At 67.0% G+C, this 14,819-nt stretch carries 18 protein-coding genes and 2 pseudogenes; 9 read left to right on the forward strand and 11 right to left on the reverse strand.

Annotated features, from left to right (window positions below):
• Positions 1–2 precede the first annotated feature (2 nt).
• The 3 genes from AAF143_RS13930 (at position 3) to AAF143_RS13940 (ending at position 2,105) form a co-directional block, all read left to right on the forward strand.
• A complete protein-coding gene (locus AAF143_RS13930; protein ID WP_414027208.1) occupies positions 3–434 on the forward strand; it encodes a VWA domain-containing protein in 432 nt (143 codons plus the stop codon).
• Positions 434–1,120 carry a hypothetical protein gene (locus AAF143_RS13935; protein WP_414027209.1) on the forward strand — a complete coding sequence of 229 codons (687 nt, stop codon included), beginning with the start codon at positions 434–436 and terminating at the stop codon, positions 1,118–1,120. The genes AAF143_RS13930 and AAF143_RS13935 overlap by 1 nt, the downstream gene beginning before the upstream one ends.
• A 265-nt stretch (positions 1,121–1,385) precedes the next feature.
• Entirely contained in the window at positions 1,386–2,105 is a 720-nt protein-coding gene (locus AAF143_RS13940; protein WP_255006382.1) for a DUF305 domain-containing protein, read from the forward strand.
• Between the two features lie 13 nt (positions 2,106–2,118).
• Here the strand turns inward: AAF143_RS13940 and AAF143_RS13945 are convergent, their stop codons facing one another.
• The 6 genes from AAF143_RS13945 to AAF143_RS13970 form a co-directional block, all read right to left on the reverse strand.
• Positions 2,119–2,652 (reverse strand): cupredoxin domain-containing protein, encoded by a 534-nt coding sequence (locus tag AAF143_RS13945; protein ID WP_414027210.1) that lies wholly within the window; start codon positions 2,650–2,652, stop codon positions 2,119–2,121.
• Positions 2,597–3,193 carry an HAD-IC family P-type ATPase gene (locus AAF143_RS13950; protein ID WP_414027211.1) on the reverse strand — a complete coding sequence of 199 codons (597 nt, stop codon included), beginning with the start codon at positions 3,191–3,193 and terminating at the stop codon, positions 2,597–2,599. The genes AAF143_RS13945 and AAF143_RS13950 overlap by 56 nt, the downstream gene beginning before the upstream one ends.
• A gap of 231 nt (positions 3,194–3,424) precedes the next feature.
• Positions 3,425–4,696, reverse strand: a complete 1,272-nt coding sequence (locus AAF143_RS13955; protein ID WP_414027212.1) for an HAD-IC family P-type ATPase — start codon at positions 4,694–4,696, stop codon at positions 3,425–3,427.
• An 88-nt stretch (positions 4,697–4,784) separates the two neighbouring features.
• Positions 4,785–5,099: a hypothetical protein gene (locus AAF143_RS13960; RefSeq protein WP_255006388.1), complete on the reverse strand. Its 315-nt coding sequence runs from the start codon at positions 5,097–5,099 to the stop codon at positions 4,785–4,787.
• Entirely contained in the window at positions 5,099–5,290 is a 192-nt protein-coding gene (locus AAF143_RS13965) for a DUF3721 domain-containing protein (RefSeq protein WP_414027213.1), read from the reverse strand. The genes AAF143_RS13960 and AAF143_RS13965 overlap by 1 nt, the downstream gene beginning before the upstream one ends.
• 70 nt (positions 5,291–5,360) lie before the next feature.
• Positions 5,361–5,597: a DUF3721 domain-containing protein gene (locus AAF143_RS13970; protein WP_255006392.1), complete on the reverse strand. Its 237-nt coding sequence runs from the start codon at positions 5,595–5,597 to the stop codon at positions 5,361–5,363.
• 55 nt (positions 5,598–5,652) lie between these two features.
• Between AAF143_RS13970 and AAF143_RS13975 the strand changes: the two genes are divergently transcribed.
• The 3 genes and pseudogenes from AAF143_RS13975 to AAF143_RS13985 all read left to right on the forward strand — a co-directional run bounded on the left by AAF143_RS13975 (position 5,653) and on the right by AAF143_RS13985 (position 6,867).
• Positions 5,653–6,069, forward strand: a complete 417-nt coding sequence (locus AAF143_RS13975; RefSeq protein WP_255006393.1) for a heavy metal-responsive transcriptional regulator — start codon at positions 5,653–5,655, stop codon at positions 6,067–6,069.
• A gap of 344 nt (positions 6,070–6,413) precedes the next feature.
• Positions 6,414–6,581, forward strand: a pseudogene (locus AAF143_RS13980) (DUF305 domain-containing protein); the annotation flags it as partial.
• 40 nt (positions 6,582–6,621) lie between these two features.
• Positions 6,622–6,867 carry a DUF305 domain-containing protein gene (locus AAF143_RS13985; RefSeq protein WP_414027214.1) on the forward strand — a complete coding sequence of 82 codons (246 nt, stop codon included), beginning with the start codon at positions 6,622–6,624 and terminating at the stop codon, positions 6,865–6,867.
• A gap of 570 nt (positions 6,868–7,437) precedes the next feature.
• Here AAF143_RS13985 and AAF143_RS13990 read toward each other — a convergent pair.
• Positions 7,438–8,337, reverse strand: coding sequence for a phycobilisome rod-core linker polypeptide (locus AAF143_RS13990; protein ID WP_255006400.1), 900 nt, complete (start codon positions 8,335–8,337; stop codon positions 7,438–7,440).
• A 538-nt stretch (positions 8,338–8,875) separates the two neighbouring features.
• Here AAF143_RS13990 and AAF143_RS13995 point away from each other — a divergent pair.
• The gene (locus AAF143_RS13995; protein WP_255006402.1) at positions 8,876–9,217 is read left to right on the forward strand and encodes an RNA recognition motif domain-containing protein; all 342 of its coding nucleotides are present in this window, start codon (positions 8,876–8,878) and stop codon (positions 9,215–9,217) included.
• Between the two features lie 93 nt (positions 9,218–9,310).
• Here the strand turns inward: AAF143_RS13995 and AAF143_RS14000 are convergent, their stop codons facing one another.
• From AAF143_RS14000 to AAF143_RS14015, 4 genes and pseudogenes are all read right to left on the reverse strand, one after another.
• Positions 9,311–9,436 carry a hypothetical protein gene (locus AAF143_RS14000; RefSeq protein ID WP_414027215.1) on the reverse strand — a complete coding sequence of 42 codons (126 nt, stop codon included), beginning with the start codon at positions 9,434–9,436 and terminating at the stop codon, positions 9,311–9,313.
• A 4-nt stretch (positions 9,437–9,440) separates the two neighbouring features.
• A complete protein-coding gene (locus tag AAF143_RS14005) occupies positions 9,441–10,208 on the reverse strand; it encodes an amylo-alpha-1,6-glucosidase (RefSeq protein ID WP_414027216.1) in 768 nt (255 codons plus the stop codon).
• Between the two features lie 364 nt (positions 10,209–10,572).
• Positions 10,573–11,375, reverse strand: a pseudogene (locus AAF143_RS14010) (glycogen debranching N-terminal domain-containing protein).
• A 42-nt stretch (positions 11,376–11,417) separates the two neighbouring features.
• On the reverse strand, positions 11,418–12,518 hold the full coding sequence (locus tag AAF143_RS14015) for a glycosyltransferase family 4 protein (RefSeq protein ID WP_255006405.1): 1,101 nt from the start codon (positions 12,516–12,518) through the stop codon (positions 11,418–11,420).
• Between the two features lie 481 nt (positions 12,519–12,999).
• Between AAF143_RS14015 and AAF143_RS14020 the strand changes: the two genes are divergently transcribed.
• A complete protein-coding gene (locus tag AAF143_RS14020; protein ID WP_414027217.1) occupies positions 13,000–13,560 on the forward strand; it encodes an HNH endonuclease in 561 nt (186 codons plus the stop codon).
• Positions 13,561–13,592: 32 nt separating this feature from the next.
• Positions 13,593–14,723, forward strand: coding sequence for a magnesium and cobalt transport protein CorA (locus AAF143_RS14025; protein ID WP_414027218.1), 1,131 nt, complete (start codon positions 13,593–13,595; stop codon positions 14,721–14,723).
• Positions 14,724–14,819 lie beyond the last annotated feature (96 nt).

The raw sequence follows: 14,819 nt of genomic DNA on the forward strand, positions 1-14,819 counted from the left end.
TGGTGCGCGGGGGCGCAGCCGCCTCCGGCAGCGGTGCTGCGGGCAGCGTTACTGCAGGCAGTGGGTCACAGGGCAGCCAGTTCGTGAGCTCTCTGCAGGCCGAAGGTGGCACCCGCCTCTACGACGCCGTGAATCAGGGACGCGACTGGCTGCTGAGTAGCCGTAAGCCCGGTGAAATCCTGGCGGTGGTGGTGCTCACCGATGGCCAGGACAACGGCTCAACTCTGCCCCTGGAGAACCTGATCAGCGCGCTCAAACAAAGTGGCTTCGGCGCCGATGAACGCATCGCCGTGTTCACGATCGGCTACGGCAACACAGGTGATTTCGATGGCGACGTGCTCAAGCGCATCGCCCTGGGCAACGGCGGTGAATTTGCCACCGGCACGCCCGAAAGCATCCGCAAACGGATGGAAGACCTGCAGTTGGCCTTCTGATGGCACGCCTGCCGGCCTGGATCGATCCCCTCGATGAACCCCTGGCGGTCGCCGCCGCTGGCCTGCTGCTGGTGGCCGTGGTGAGGCTCGGCTGGCTGGCCCTGGGGCCGGGGTTGCTGCTGGGCCTGGGGGCCGCCCTGCTGCTGGCGGCCCTGGGCCGATCCCTGCGGCGGCGCCCCAGCCAGGGCCAGCGGCTGCACGATCGTCGGGTGGAGGCCGGCATCGATGCGGCCCTGCTGCGGGCCAGCGAGCTGGCGGCCCAGGCAGAGACCCTCAGGCTGCAGGCGATCGAGCGCTTCACCGCGACGGTTCAACTCGAGGGACTGGGCCGCGTGCAACTCTGCTGCGAGCGCCTCGCGGCCCTGCCCCAGAGGTTGGAGAGCCGCCGCCCGCTGCTCCAGTCCGGTGGCGGCGTGCTGCTCTCCACAGATGATCTCTCCCTGCGCCTGCGCAGCGAGCAACAGGCCTTGACGCGTGACGCCGACGGGCCCCTGCGCCAGGAACGCCGGCGCCTCGTGGATCAACTCAGCCGCAACCTCAGCGCCGCCCACCAGGGGATGGACGAGCGCGAGGCCCGGCTGCTGGCCCTTGCCACCCGCCTGGAGGCGATCGACGGGGGCTGCAACAGCTTCAGCGCCAGATCGATCGCGAGTGGAACTCCGAGGAAGCGAGCGGCGCGGCCCTGACTGCGGCGATCGATCCACTCGACGAGGCCCTCGATCAGATCGAGCGGCTCCTGGAGGCGGGAAGGGCCTGATCCTCCTGCAGGAAGGCGCATCGGCCCCTCATGCACGCCCAGGGGCACGTCGACAACGAAGCCCTGGAATCGGACGCCCGAGGGGTCTCTGAATCCATGGCCCCTGCGCAGGGGCGACGTTCGCGTCCCCCTTGACTCTCCACCTGACAGGAGACCATACGGTGGACATCTCCACCTGTTCACTCCCTTTACCCATGGCTGGACCAGTGTTCCGATTCGGGGTCTCCGCACTCACCCTTGCGGCGCTGCTCTCCTCCCCGGCCCTGGCCCAGATGGATCCCCACGCGGGCCATCGCGGCATGGAGGTCATGCCCGGCATGGCTGCACCGACCGGTGCGGATCCTGCCCATGCCGGCCACGCCCATGACGTGGGCCCAGCGGGCTCCACCTACGACCTGCGCTTCATCGACGGCATGGTGCAGCACCACACCGGGGCGCTGCGCATGAGCGAATTCGTCTTCGACATCGGAGCGCCCGGTGTCGGGGCCCTGGGCAAGACGATCTGGCGGGATCAGGCGGGCGAGATCCGCGCCATGGGCCTATGGCGCAAGGCCTGGTACCCCCAGGCGCCGGTCTATCCGGTGGCCCTGGCCAGCGGCGGCGATCCCAACAGCCTCTCGGGGCTCACCCGCATGGGCCAGGCCCAGATCGACGGCATGCGAATGATGGGTGAGCTTCCCACCAAAGAGAACCGGGTGGTGTGGTTCCTCGAGGGGATGCTCGATCACCACGGCGGGGCGCTGATCATGGCCCACGACGCCTTGGCCAAAAGCACCCATCCAACGATCCGTCGTTTTGCGCGCGGTGTGATCGTGGCCCAGCGGGCGGAGATCATGGAGCTGCGCCGGATGTTGGCGGTGGAGGGATTACGCAAACCGGAGTACCACAAGTACGACGCTCTGTTTGCGCTCTGACGCGCTCAGAACGTCACTCCAGCTCGAGCACACCGCGCACCATGTTCATGCCGCAATGAAAGGGATAGATCCCCGGCGGGGAAGCCGGCAGCTCCAGGATGGTGGTGGCATCAAGGGGCAGATCGAGGGTTTTGTGGAAGTCGGGGAAGATCACCTGGGCCACACAGCCGCTGGGATCGAGGCGGTGAAAAGAGAGCCTGAGCGGGCGGCCGGCCATCGCCTTGATCCGGGCGGGGGCATAGCCGCCATCCACCGTGATCGTGATCTCCTGGAGGCCCTGCTCCCCCACCCGAGCCGCCACGCCGGCTCCATGGCGCCCCAGAAACCACCAGAGCTCCCAGACGATCAAAGCCAGGCCGACCACGACCACCAGCAGCTTGAGGCCCAGGGGCTGCTCGACCGTGCGCCAGAGGGGTTCGGCCGCAGCGCGGGCGGCACCATGGGCCCCGCCATGGGTGGCGGCACCCCCGCCATCAGGGCAGCAAGCACCATCACGACGCCGCCACGGGGAGGGGAGTGGGCCTGAAACGGCGCAAGCGCAGGGCATTGCTCACCACCGACACAGAGCTGAACGCCATGGCGCCGCCGGCGATCATCGGGCTCAGCAGCCAGCCGGTGAACGGAAACAGCAGCCCTGCGGCGATCGGGATGCCGGCCACGTTGTAGGCGAAGGCGAAGACCAGGTTCTGGCGGATGTTGGCCATCGTGTGGCGGCTGAGCTCGATCGCCGCCGGCACCCCGGCCAGGTGGCCGGAGATCAGGGTGATGTCGCTGGCGGCGATCGCCACATCGGTGCCGGTGCCCATGGCGAGGCCCACGTCGGCCTGGGCCAGGGCGGGGGCGTCGTTGATGCCATCGCCCACCATCGCCACCGGGCCCTCCCCCTGCTCCTGCAACCGGCGGATCACCGCAGCCTTATCGGCGGGACGCACCTCGGCGATCACCCGCTCGATCCCCACCTGGGCGGCCACCACTTCGGCGGTGACGCGGGCATCACCGCTGAGCATCACCACCGACAGCCCCAGGCGCCTGAGGGCGGCCACGGCAGCGGGGGCATCGACCTTGGGGGGTCGGCGACGCCGAAGCAAGCCTCGATCCGGTTGTCCACCACCACGGCCGCCACGCTGCAGGCGGCGGCCTCGAGCCGTTGGACCAGCGGCAGAAGTGTGGCGGTGTCGAGGCCCAGCTCGGTGAGCCAGCGGGGGTCCCCACCAGCACCTGCTGACCGGCCACAGCGCCCCGCACACCCCGTCCGGCGATGGCCTCGAAGCCCTCCACGCCGGGGAGGTCCGGATCCTGGATCTTGGAACGGGCATAGGTCACGATCGCCTCGGCCAGGGGTGTTCCGAGCGGCTTTCCAAGGCCGCCGTCAGCGCCAGCACGCTGCCGGCGGGCAGCACACCGTCGCTCAGCCGTTCGAAATCGGTCACCTGCGGCTGGCCGAGGGTGAGGGTGCCGGTCTTGTCGAGCACGATCGTGCGCAGACCGCCGGCTGTTTCCAGCGCTTCGGCACTGCGAAAGATCAGCCCGCTCTCGGCCCCTTTGCCGGAGGCCACCATGATCGACGTCGGCGTGGCCAGGCCCAGGGCACAGGGGCAGGCGATCACCAGCACACTTACCAGGAACAGCATCGCCAGCACCGGGTTGCCGCTGACCAGGAACCAGCCCACGAAGGCGGCAATGGCGATGGCGATCACCACCGGCACGAACCAGCCCACCACCTGATCCGCCAGCTTCTGCACCCGGGTGCGGGAGCTCTGGGCCTGACGCACCAGCTCCACGATCTGGGCGAGCACCGTGTCGGCTCCCACGCGGCTGACGCGGAAGCTGAAGCTGCCACTGCGGTTCATCGAGGCGCCGATCACCGTGTCGCCGGGCCCCTTTTCAACCGCGGTGGGTTCACCGGTGAGCATCGATTCCTCCACCCAGGAGCGGCCCTCCACCACCACCCCATCCACAGGCAGCTTCTCGCCGGGGCGCACCTGCACCCGATCGCCCACCACCACCTGCGCCACCGGGATCTCCTGGGCCACACCGTCGCGCAGCACACGGGCCGTGGGGGGCTGCAGCTTCAGCAGCCGCCGGATCGCCTCTGATGTCTGGCCCCGGGCCCGGGCCTCCAGCAGGCGGCCCAGCAAAATCAGGCTGATGATCACCGCGGCCGTTTCGTAATAGACGTCCGCTGGCAACCCCTCCGCCGTGAGCAGCTGCGGAGCGACGGTGGCCACCAGCGACGCAAGCCAGGCAATGCCGGTGCCGGCGGCCACCAGGGTGTTCATGTCGGCGCTGTGCTGCCGAAAAGCCGAGAAGGCGCCGCTGAAGAACTCCCGCCCGCACCAGAACAGCACCGGTGTGGAGAGCAGCAGTTGGGCCCAGGGGCTGGTGAACCAGTCCGGCAGAAAGGGGAGATGCATCCCGCCGAGCATGTGGGGCAGGCTGGAGAGCACCACCAGGCCGGTCAGCACAGCCGCCACGGAGAGCTTGCGGCGCAGGAGCGTGAGTTCGTGGGCCAGCTCCCGCTCCAGGTCCGGGGTCGAGGTGCCGCTGCTGTCGCCATGGCAGCAGGACGGGGCTGGGACTGGGGCGCTCATGGGGGGGCAGACATCAGGGGCCGGACCATCACCCGAAGGCATGACTTCAACCTATGGGGCTCGCAGCGGCATTCGAGGGCTGCTGGCGTTAGCTCGCGGCTGGGGTTGTCCTGCGGCGGCCGCTGAGCCACAGGCCGACACCGGTGATGGCAACGATCAACGTCAGAATCCCCATGATGGCGGAGTAATAGGGCTGCAGATTGATGATCCCGAAGTTGCCGGTATGGATTTTCATGAGCCAGAAGGCCTCGATGTTGTGGGCCAGCAGCAGGCCGTAGATCGAGCCTGAAAGGGCAGTGATGATCAGCGGCAGCGCGGCGATCGGCACCAGGGCGCGATGAAGGCGCCGCCGAACGTGTCGCCGTAGGTGTCGCTGGCGCAAGGTGCTGCTTGGGCCGGTCATCAGTTCTTCTGCAGGGTCTCATGGAGAGCCCGTTCGTTGGCGCAGGGCATCCAGAGCGAACCCATGGCGAACACGCCCTTGCATTTGAGCTCAGCGGCCCGCTTCTCGGCCTCGGCTTTGGTCTTGAACATGCCCTGCATGTGGGCCCCTGCGCCTGGCGGCATCAAGACCGCCAGGACGCCAGCCAGCACCAGGATCAGGGCAGCATGACCACCACGGTGGGGGCTCAAAGGAAGGGTTTTCATGGGGGGAGCCAACGGCTCACTTTTCCTTCGACACGGCCTTCTGGTAGGCCTCGAAGCTGGCGCAGGGCATCCACTCACGGCCCATGGCGAAGCTGCCGCTGCACCTGAGCTCCCTGGCGTGCGTCTCAGCAGTGGACCTGGTGGGGAACATGTCATTGGCCTGGGCCTGAGCGCCGTTGGCACCGAGCAGCACCAGAGCCGCCACCGACAGGTTCCAGAAACGAGGCAGCTTTGGGGGCAGCAAGGGACGCATGCATCAGCGAATCCGACCACCTTAGATTCTCCTCTCAGGTGGAGAGTCAACCCCCGTGATCATCGCGTCCCCGCCTCAGGGCCTCAAGATCGGTGTGCTGGCGGCCCGCAGTGGCCTGCCCGTCAAGACGCTTCGCTACTACGAAGAGCTCGGCCTGCTGCCTGCCGTGGGCCGAAGCCCCGGTGGTTACCGGCTCTTCAGTGAGGAAAGCCTGAGGCGCCTGGCCTTCATCCGCCGCCTCAAGGCCCTGGGTCTGAGCCTGGAGGAGATTCAGGAGTGCCTCGCACCCCACGACGCCGGGCTACTGCCTTGCCACGACATCCAGCAGCAACTCAGCCGCCAGATCGGGCGCATCGACGAACGCATCAAGGAGCTGGGCCTGCTGCGGGTGGAGCTGCAAACGCTGCTCGGGAACTGGCAGAGCGATCCGCTTCAGGATGACGCGGTGATCTGCCCCAACCTTCAGGTGTGACCAACCTGCGCGTTGTCACAGCCGCCCAGGCTGAACGGCGCGCTTCACATTCTCCAAGCGTGACCAGCCTGGAAGCAGAAACTCAAAGGAAACGAGAGGCTCAGATGGCCAGCAATCACAAGCACCCCAAAGCCTGGGGAGCGACAGTCCTGGCCCTGGCCGCCGCAGGGGCGTTCAGCGCGGGCCTGGTCACAGGCTTCCCATCGCTGTCGCAGGGCTGGAGTGGTGGTTCAGGGAGGACAGGCGATGGCGGAGCCATGGGTGGCGGCGGTCCGATGGGGATGGCCTACTCCGATCGGCCATTCATCGTGATGATGATTCCCCACCACGAGGGGGCAATCGCCATGGCCGACCTCGCCCTCACCCGTGCCCGCAGGCCCGAGATCAAGGCCCTCGCGAGGAGCATCCAGGCGAGTCAGACGAGGGAGAACGCCCAGATGCGCGCCTGGTACAGGCAATGGTTCGGAAAGGACGTTCCCTCCTGGGGGCCCGGTTCGCTCTGGGGCTGGCAGGGCGGGATGGGCCCCATGGGCATGGGGATGGGGATGGGCGGTGGCCGCATGGGCCACGGGGGGACGAATCTCGGCCGCGCTGCGCAGGGCCACGGATTTCGATCGGGCCTTCATCGAGCAGATGATTCCCCACCATCAGATGGGAGTGATGATGGCGTCGATGGCCCAGATCAATGCCCAGCACCCGGAGCTCAGAGAGCTCCAGCAGGGGATGGTGAAGGTGCAGAGCGATGAGATCAGGCAGATGGAGCAGTGGTACCGCTCCTGGTACGCCGGCCAACCCTGAGGCTCAGCAGGCCACGGATTGTTCAGAGTTCACCCCAGCAGGCTTCGCCGGGGTCACCTGGCTCAGGGGAACGCAAAAAGGAGGCGAACCATTGCGGGCCAGGGCCAGCGGCGCACCCAGCAGGACTCTGAGGCGTCGTCGAGGCTGACCACCTGATAAGTGCCATCGGACTTGCCGCTGACCTGAACGAAAGAACCTGATTCGAGGGTCATGGTTACGTAGGCGAGGGGACAACCGGCACGAGAGCCTCCAGACGACGAAACCCCTTGGGGCGCCTGGAGAGCAGATCGATGTATGAAGAAACTAGTGCAACCGTAACGGTTGATTGCGGCCGTGCCAGCGGGAATCCGAACCCTGTGATGGCTCCCACACGTTGAGGTGATTCCGGGGCCGTTGCAGCGGCACGCCTGGGAACCTTTCTCTAGTGGTGGCTCAGGTTGAACGCCTCAGTCGCGCACGCCCTTCGCTTCGGCGGGTTCAGCTCCCGCTCAGTGAAGGGCCCGCCTTGGCCGGCCTGCGGCTCCAGGGGCGCACCAGCGCCACGGAAGCCCAGGCCCTGGTGCTCCGGGTTCAGCCCACGCTGACCTGGGTGATGCGGCCGCCGAGCCGGTTCGCCCGCTGCATCGCCTCGTTGAAGCGCGCGAACGGCACCCGCCAGACCACATCGGCGCAGCGCTCGGCGTCGAGGTTGACGATGCCCCTCACGTGCAGGGTCACGGTGCGGCCGGAGGCTCCCTGGAGACCATGGATCTTGTGGGCCTGGCCGGGGCCCCGGGCCGTGTGGGCACCGGCGACGCTGGCGTCGCTTGCCGCAGCTCCGGTGCTGACCACGGAGCGGAACGGCCCCTCACTGGCGCTCGGGCTCACCACCGGCACGGCCCGGTTCTGGTGCAGGGCGCCGCCCAAGCGGAAACGGGTGCCGGCGACATCCCCCTTGACCGAGGCGGCGGCACCGCGGGCGAGCTGCATCAGCCAGGAAAACTGGCGGCCCTCCAGTCCCGCGGAATAGTCCCAGCCGTGGATGTAGGGAACCACGTCCATGCCGAAACGCTCCTGGTACTCAGGGCTGTCGATGTAGGAGTCGATCTCGGCATCCACTCCCTGCTCCTGCAGGATCGTGAAGTGGTGGAGCATCTCGTCGCGGTTGTGGGGAGCGCGGCCCAGCAGGTGTTTGTGGTTGAGCTCGATGAAGCGGTAGGGATTGCAATTGTCAAAGAAGCGGCTGCGGTAGAGACCGCTCCTGGCCACGGCCCGCACCAGTTCACGCACGTTGAAAAAGCCGTTGCGGTAGAGGGATTCGACTCCTTCGAGCCGCTCGTTCTGCATCACGTATTGCTGACCGAGCACCTGCTGGTAGACGGCCCGGATCGTGAGGCTCTTGTCGTTGTCGGAATCGGTGATCCAGCCTTCCTTGTTGCGGTCGTTGGCGAAGCGTTCGATACCCAGATAGGGGGCTCTGATCAGGGTCATCGGAGGAGGGGCGAAGGACGAGGGGTGGGGCGAAGGGAGGCGCCAGGCAGGACCGTAGGCCGATCGATGGGGGATCACTGACAACCGTCACCCGGGGCCATGGTTTTCAAACAAGCAGCACAAGATTTCACATTTGTTCATGGGGCGCTCTCTCCGGCCAGTTACTCCAGCCCTTGCAAGCCCGAAGGGGTAAAAGGCTCACCGCCCCACGCCCCATGGCCACCAGGTCACGCCAGGGGCAGCGCAGCAGAGCCGCTGCAGCCCTGCAAAGCCAATGCCCCACGGGCTTCAGGAGCAACGCCAGCAGCATCCCAGGGTCTACTTCGTCCCCAGCGGCGGGAGGAACGGTGGCGATGCGGAACGCCTGGGGGGCCGCTGAGTTATCGCCGATCGCAAGGAAGTCGGCACCGCCGGCGGAGGACCGAACCCTCGGGGCCACCCGCGGCCCTAGGGTGTGAATGGTTCCAAGATTTCTCTACGAAGTGGGCTCAACCTCTCTTCAGGGCCGTCGAGGAATCGATTCATAGTTCCTGAGTTCATGACGATTTACGTGGGCAACCTTTCCTTCGATGCCGAAGTGGAAGACCTCCAACAGCTTTTCGCTACTTACGGTCAAGTCAAACAGTGCAGCCTGCCCCTCGATCGGGAAACCGGTCGCAAGCGCGGCTTCGCCTTCGTCGACATGGCTGTCGAGGCTGAAGAGGCCAAGGCCATCGACGACCTTCAAAACGTTGAATGGATGGGTCGCAACATCCGGGTCAACAAAGCTGAGCCACGCACCGGCGGCGGCGGCGGCGGCGGTAATCGTGGCGGTGGCGGCGGTTATGGCGGCGGCGGCGGCGGCGGTTACGGCGGCGGTGGCGGCGGCGGCCGCTACTGATTCACCGGGGACACAAGCGCCTGTCCCTTCGCCGCGTTCTGCGGCAGATAACCCCGGAGAGCTTCGCTCCCCGGGGTTTTTTATGGCCCGAGCTCACTTCGAGATCATCACATCCACCCCTGGAGTGCGCCGCCGCACCAGCACGCCGGTGTCGTGCTCGCTGCGGTGCAGGTGCAGATCGATCTCCTCCTCCCCCAGCCGCAGACCGGAGATCTCCATGCGGTCAATGCCCCTGGGCAGCACGGGGTTGCGGAAGAGCACCTGCACCCGGCCCGTGGTCGCCTCGCGGCCGATGCCCATCCCGGTGATCGCCTCCAGCAGACCGAACACCGAGCCGCTGGCCCAGGCCTGGGGACTGCAGGCCACCGGATAGTGGGTGGGCTCCTCCCCTCCTGGCGGGGAAACCGCAGAACAGTTCCGGCAGGCGGTACTGGGGCATGGCACAGGCCGTATCGAACAGGCCGGTGAAGATCCGCATCGCTTCACTGCTGTGGCCATAACGGGCCAGCCCCAGGCCGATCAAGGCGTTGTCGTGGGGCCAGACGGAACCGTTGTGATAGCTCATCGGGTTGTACCGGACCTCCCGTTCATCGAGGGTGCGTACGCCCCAACCGTTGAAGCTGGTGGGCGCCAACAACTGCCGGGCGATCGCCGCCGCCGCCGGCCGGCTGGCGATGCCGGTCCAGAGGCAGTGGCCCGCATTCGAGGTCCGCACCACACAGGGCTCCCCCGCCCCGTCGATCGCCAGGGCATAGGTGCCGATCGCATCGCTCCAGAAGGCCGCGTGGAAGCGACGGCGCAGGTCGCGCGCCTCCTCCTGCAACCTCTCCGCCGCCTCAGGATGGCCGCAGCGCTGCTCAATCGCCGCCAACGCCCGCCGGGCCCCGTAGGCATAGGCCTGCACCTCACAGAGGGCGATCGAACCCTCCGCCAGCCGGCCATCGGCATGGTGGACCGCATCGTCGCTGTCCTTCCAGCCCTGGTTGCGCAAGCCCCCTGGGCGGCGCAGAGGTAACGCAGGAATCCATCCGGGCTCTGGGCCTCGGCGTTGCGGATCCAGGCCATGGCGCTGTCGAGGGCCGGGCGCAGGCTGTTGATGAAATCCCTGTCGTCGCTGCGCAGGAGGTAGTCGCCCGCCAGGAGCAAAAACAGGGGCGTGGCATCGACGCTGCCGTAGTAGCGGCCGAACGGCACCTCCCCCAGGGCCGCCATTTCCCCCAGGCGCGCCTCATGCAGGATCTTGCCCGGCTCGGCGTCGGAGGCGGAGTCGCAGTGACGCGCCTGCTGTTCGGCCAGGAATCCGAGCACTCCCCGGGCCAGGCGGGGCTCCACCAACAGCATCTGGCGGGCGGTGATCAGGCCATCACGTCCGAAGGGACAACTGAACCAGGGCACACCGGCATAGGGATAGAGGCCGTGGTCGAGTTGGGTGGAAAGCAGATGGACGTCGGAGGTGGAGCGGTCGATCCAGGCGTTGAAAGCGGGGTTGTCGGTGCTGATCGAGGCGTTGAGCAGACGGTTGAGCCGAAACCGCTCCACCGTGGCCTCCAGGGCCGCATCGAAGGCTTCCTGGGGGAAGACCCGGAATCCGCTTGCGGATGGAAATCCAGCATCAGGGCCAGCTTGCGGGTGCAGCGGGGCTCCAGGTCGAAGGCGAAACGCAGCTCCGTTTCGGATACATCCAGCACCTCCGCCTCCAGCCGCAGGGCCGTGCTTCGGTCGGTCCCGTCGAGGCCCCGGTAGACCACCTCCAGGCTGTCGGCGGTGCAGCTGTAAACCCGGGTGCCGCGGTTGTCCCGGTGGATGCCGCGCACCTCGAAGATGTCGAGAAAATCGGCATTCACCAGCAGCACCAGTGGAATCGTGACGCTGGAGGCGGCGTAGCTGGTGAAGCTCAGTTGCTGCAGCAGACCCGTGGGAGTGAGCACGGTGCTGCGCTCCAGGTGCACCGTGCCCGCTGGCAGCGAGCCGGGCGCGAAGCCGTCGTTGCTGAGATGGCTGATGTGCAGCCCCATTTCCTCCCGTTCGGTGGAGGAGAGCACGGAGGGGGACAGCCCCAGAGCAGCAGTTCCAGCTGGCTCACATGGCGCATGCCCCGGTGAAACACCCCGGAGTCGGGATGGGCCCCTGGGCTGATCTCGCCCCGGCGATCGAGCATGGCGAAGGTCTCGCCATCCTTGAGCACGAACGGGGGAGCTGATCAAGCCGCATGGCACACCTGGTTGCGGTCGGCTCCATCACCGCCCAACCTGGCCTGCTCCGGGGGCGCGTTCGACTCCCCCATCAAGCGCCCGTAGAGCTGCTCGTAGGCGATCGCCTGACGTTCGACGCTGAAACGGCGCTCGAAATCGGCGCGGATGGCCGGGCGCGAGAGCTCCTTGATGCGGCCCACCGCCGCCACCGCCGCCGCGATCGATTCCACCAGCACCCCGTTGAGGCCATCGATGATCACCTCGGGGGTGGAGCCGTTGCGCCAGGCGATCACAGGGGTACCACAGGCGTTGGCCTCGATCATCACCAGTCCGAAGGGCTCCTGCCAGTCGATCGGGAACAGCAGCGCCAGGGCATGGCCGAGCAGCTCCTGCTTGCCGGCGTCGTCGACTTCACCGATGAACTCCACGGCGGGATGGCGCTCCAGCAACGGCTCGATCACGGTGTGAAAGTAGTCGCGGTCCGCCGCATCGACCTTGGCCGCCACCTTGAGCGGCAACCCCGCCGCCGCCGCGATCTCGATGGCGCGATCAAGCCGCTTCTCCGGCGAGATGCGCCCGACGAAGGCCAGATAGGGCGACGGCGTGGGCTCGAAGCGGTAGAGATCCGCGGGCAGACCGTGGTGAATCGTGCCGAGCCAGCGGGCCTGGGGCAACGGCCGGCGCTGGGACTCGGAAATCGACACCAACGGCACCTGATCAAAGTGGCGGTGCAGCTCGGCCATCGAGGCGGCCGACATCGGGCCGTGGATGGTGGTGAGATGGGGCACGTTCAGGCGCGCCGTCAGGGGGTAATGGCCGTGGCCGGTGTGGAAATGCAGCACATCGAAGCGGTGCAGCTGCTCGGCCACGCAATCGAGCTGGATCAACGCCGGCACGCTGCGATCACCCTGGTAGCCCGCCTGCCGCAGGGCCCGGGGCACGCAGGGATAGAGCTCGGCGCTGGTGGTGGAATCACCGCTGGCGAACAGCACCACCTCATGGCCGCGGCGCACCAGTTCCTCGGTGAGGTAGTGCACCACCCGCTCGGTGCCCCCGTAGCGCAGGGGCGGCACACATTCATCGAGCGGCGAGATCTGGGCGATGCGCATCGTTGAGGCTCCAAGACAGAACGATCACCGCGCTCCTGCCCCGCCACCAGCCATGGCAACAGCAGGCAGGGGAATCAGAACCGCGGGCGACCAGGTGACAGCTGATCACCAGGCAACGGCGATCGACCGCAGAAAAGCTGACCACCCCACAACGGCCCTGGGATGGAAGATCTTTTGTTCCACAAGGCTAGGGAGGTGATCCGGAGCCGACGTGCGGCAGATCGGCAGCACACGTTTCTCCGCCAGGGCCACACCACTGACGCAAGCGGAGGGACGTGCAACCAGCGCAACCCACAGCGATCGCACGCCCAGGAGCTGTGAGCGGTCTGGAGCTCGCCATGCCCATGCCGCTCGTCTACCCCCGCTTCCCCCACCTGCTGGAGCGTCCAGCGCGACCTGGAACGGCGGGGCCGCAGGGTGCTGTTGCCGGTGGGCGGCCCCCTCCGGCGCCTTCTACTATCACGGGGGCGCTCCCTGGGGCATGGCGAATCACAAACGGCTGCCGCCGCCGGAATTTCTGCGTCAGCAGCTCAACTACGACCCCCGCACCGGCCACTGCAGCTGGAAGGGCGGCATGGCCCCCAGCGGACAGAGCCGCCAGGGCGAGCGGGCCGGCAGCAAGGGCCATGACGGTCGCTGGCAGGTGTCGATCGAGGGTCAGCGCTACGCCCTGACACGCATCATCTGGTGCCTGCACCACGGGGTGGATCCAATCGGGCGGGAGATCACACCCATCAACGGCAACCGCGACGACCACCGCATCAACAACCTGAGGGCCACCCCCCAGGGCCAACCGCGGCGCCCCCGCCGAGTCACCCCAAGCGACCTGAGCACGGGCTTCAAGGGGGTCACCCAGGATCGCAGCACCGGCCGCTTTCGCGCCCGCATCCTGATCGATGGCACCCGCCAGTCCCTGGGGGAATTCGACAACAAATACGACGCCTTCCTGGCCTACGTGAGCGTCGCCAAGGCCCAACTGCGGCGAACCCTCCCTGAGCCCATGTCGCCCCTGATGCAGGCGAAGGTGACCCCGCTGGCCTGAGATGGCCATCAGCCGGATGAACTCCCTCCCCCTTGCTGCGACCCACCCCCGGCGCCCTCCGCTCCTATCGACTGGAGGAACGTCCTGCCGCCATCCCCACCCAGCTCTATGTCCACGGCGGTCGTCAGCCCAGCCGCTTCAGTGTTGTGGTGTTCGAGAGCGAAGGCCCCAGGCTCCACTCCCTGCGGAACCCCGAAGAGCTCTCAGCCCTGAAGACTCGAGGAGTGCCCCTGTGGCTGCGGGTGATGGGTCTGAGCGACCCACGGCCGATCACGGCCATGCTGCAGGCGCTGGAGGTGCCGGCAATGTTGCTGCCGCCGCTGCTGGAGGTGCCCCAACGGCCTCGGGTGGATTCCCTCGGCGAAGCGCTGCTGGTGGTGCTGCACCGCTTCAGCTTTGCCCATGACCCCGCCCATCTGCTCAGCTCCCAGGTGGGGGCCCTGCTGCTGCCGGGACTGCTGGTGAGCTTTGAAGAAGCGCCCGTGGGGGAGGCGTTCCCGGCGCTCACCGACTGGCTGGAGTCCCAGGTGGGGGCCACGGACTTGCGCGACCTCGACGACATCCTCCACTTCCTGGTGGATGAGATCCTCGATGAACTGTTCCCGATGCTGGAGCTGATCGCCAACCGGCTCTGCGATCTGGAGGAGGCGGCCCTGCGGGACCCCAGACCGAAACTGCTGAAGCGCACTTTCCAGCACCGCTCCAACCTGCTCACGATCCGCGGCCAGATCTGGCCCCTGCGCCACCAGATCCGCGTGCTGCTGCGTCAGCGCCAGGAGCTGCTGGGACGGGAGGCCACCGCCGGCTTCCAGGACATGGGCGAACTGGTGGATCTGCTGTTCGAGAACTGCGAACTGCTGCGCAACCAATGCGATGCCATCACCCAGTCCTATGCGGCGAGCGTGGGCAACCGCATGAACCAGGTGATGAAGACGCTCACGATCCTCACCAGCATCTTTGCGCCGCTCACCTTCATCGGCGGGGTCTATGGCATGAACTTCGAGCACATGCCCGAACTGCACTGGCGCTATGGCTATGCCTACGCCATGGCTCTGATGGCCCTGGTGGCCCTGATCCAGGTGTACTGGCTCTGGCGGCGCCAGTGGTTCGAAGACTGGACCACCCCCGCTGAGGGACCATCACCGCATCGGCGCTGCAGATGAGCCGTGCTCGGTGGATCATCTCTCGATGAGTTGAAAGGCTTTTACTTCTGTTTGCTGGCGATGCCGTCAGGCCCGAAGGAGCTGATTAGGTTTGGA

This window comes from Cyanobium sp. ATX-6F1 (assembly GCF_047395825.1).
Lineage (GTDB): Bacteria > Cyanobacteriota > Cyanobacteriia > PCC-6307 > Cyanobiaceae > ATX-6F1.

What these genes read in the sequence shown, in the direction of transcription:
- AAF143_RS13935 (WP_414027209.1), top strand. Translation starts at nt 434, where the DNA reads ATGGCACGCCTGCCGGCCTGGATCGATCCCCTCGATGAACCCCTGGCG.
- AAF143_RS13940 (WP_255006382.1), top strand. Translation starts at nt 1,386, where the DNA reads ATGGCTGGACCAGTGTTCCGATTCGGGGTCTCCGCACTCACCCTTGCG.
- AAF143_RS13945 (WP_414027210.1), bottom strand. Translation starts at nt 2,652, where the DNA reads ATGCCCTGCGCTTGCGCCGTTTCAGGCCCACTCCCCTCCCCGTGGCGG.
- AAF143_RS13955 (WP_414027212.1), bottom strand. Translation starts at nt 4,696, where the DNA reads ATGAGCGCCCCAGTCCCAGCCCCGTCCTGCTGCCATGGCGACAGCAGC.
- AAF143_RS13960 (WP_255006388.1), bottom strand. Translation starts at nt 5,099, where the DNA reads ATGACCGGCCCAAGCAGCACCTTGCGCCAGCGACACCTACGGCGACAC.
- AAF143_RS13970 (WP_255006392.1), bottom strand. Translation starts at nt 5,597, where the DNA reads ATGCGTCCCTTGCTGCCCCCAAAGCTGCCTCGTTTCTGGAACCTGTCG.
- AAF143_RS13990 (WP_255006400.1), bottom strand. Translation starts at nt 8,337, where the DNA reads ATGACCCTGATCAGAGCCCCCTATCTGGGTATCGAACGCTTCGCCAAC.
- AAF143_RS13995 (WP_255006402.1), top strand. Translation starts at nt 8,876, where the DNA reads ATGACGATTTACGTGGGCAACCTTTCCTTCGATGCCGAAGTGGAAGAC.
- AAF143_RS14000 (WP_414027215.1), bottom strand. Translation starts at nt 9,436, where the DNA reads ATGGAGATCTCCGGTCTGCGGCTGGGGGAGGAGGAGATCGATCTGCAC.
- AAF143_RS14015 (WP_255006405.1), bottom strand. Translation starts at nt 12,518, where the DNA reads ATGCGCATCGCCCAGATCTCGCCGCTCGATGAATGTGTGCCGCCCCTG.
- AAF143_RS14020 (WP_414027217.1), top strand. Translation starts at nt 13,000, where the DNA reads ATGGCGAATCACAAACGGCTGCCGCCGCCGGAATTTCTGCGTCAGCAG.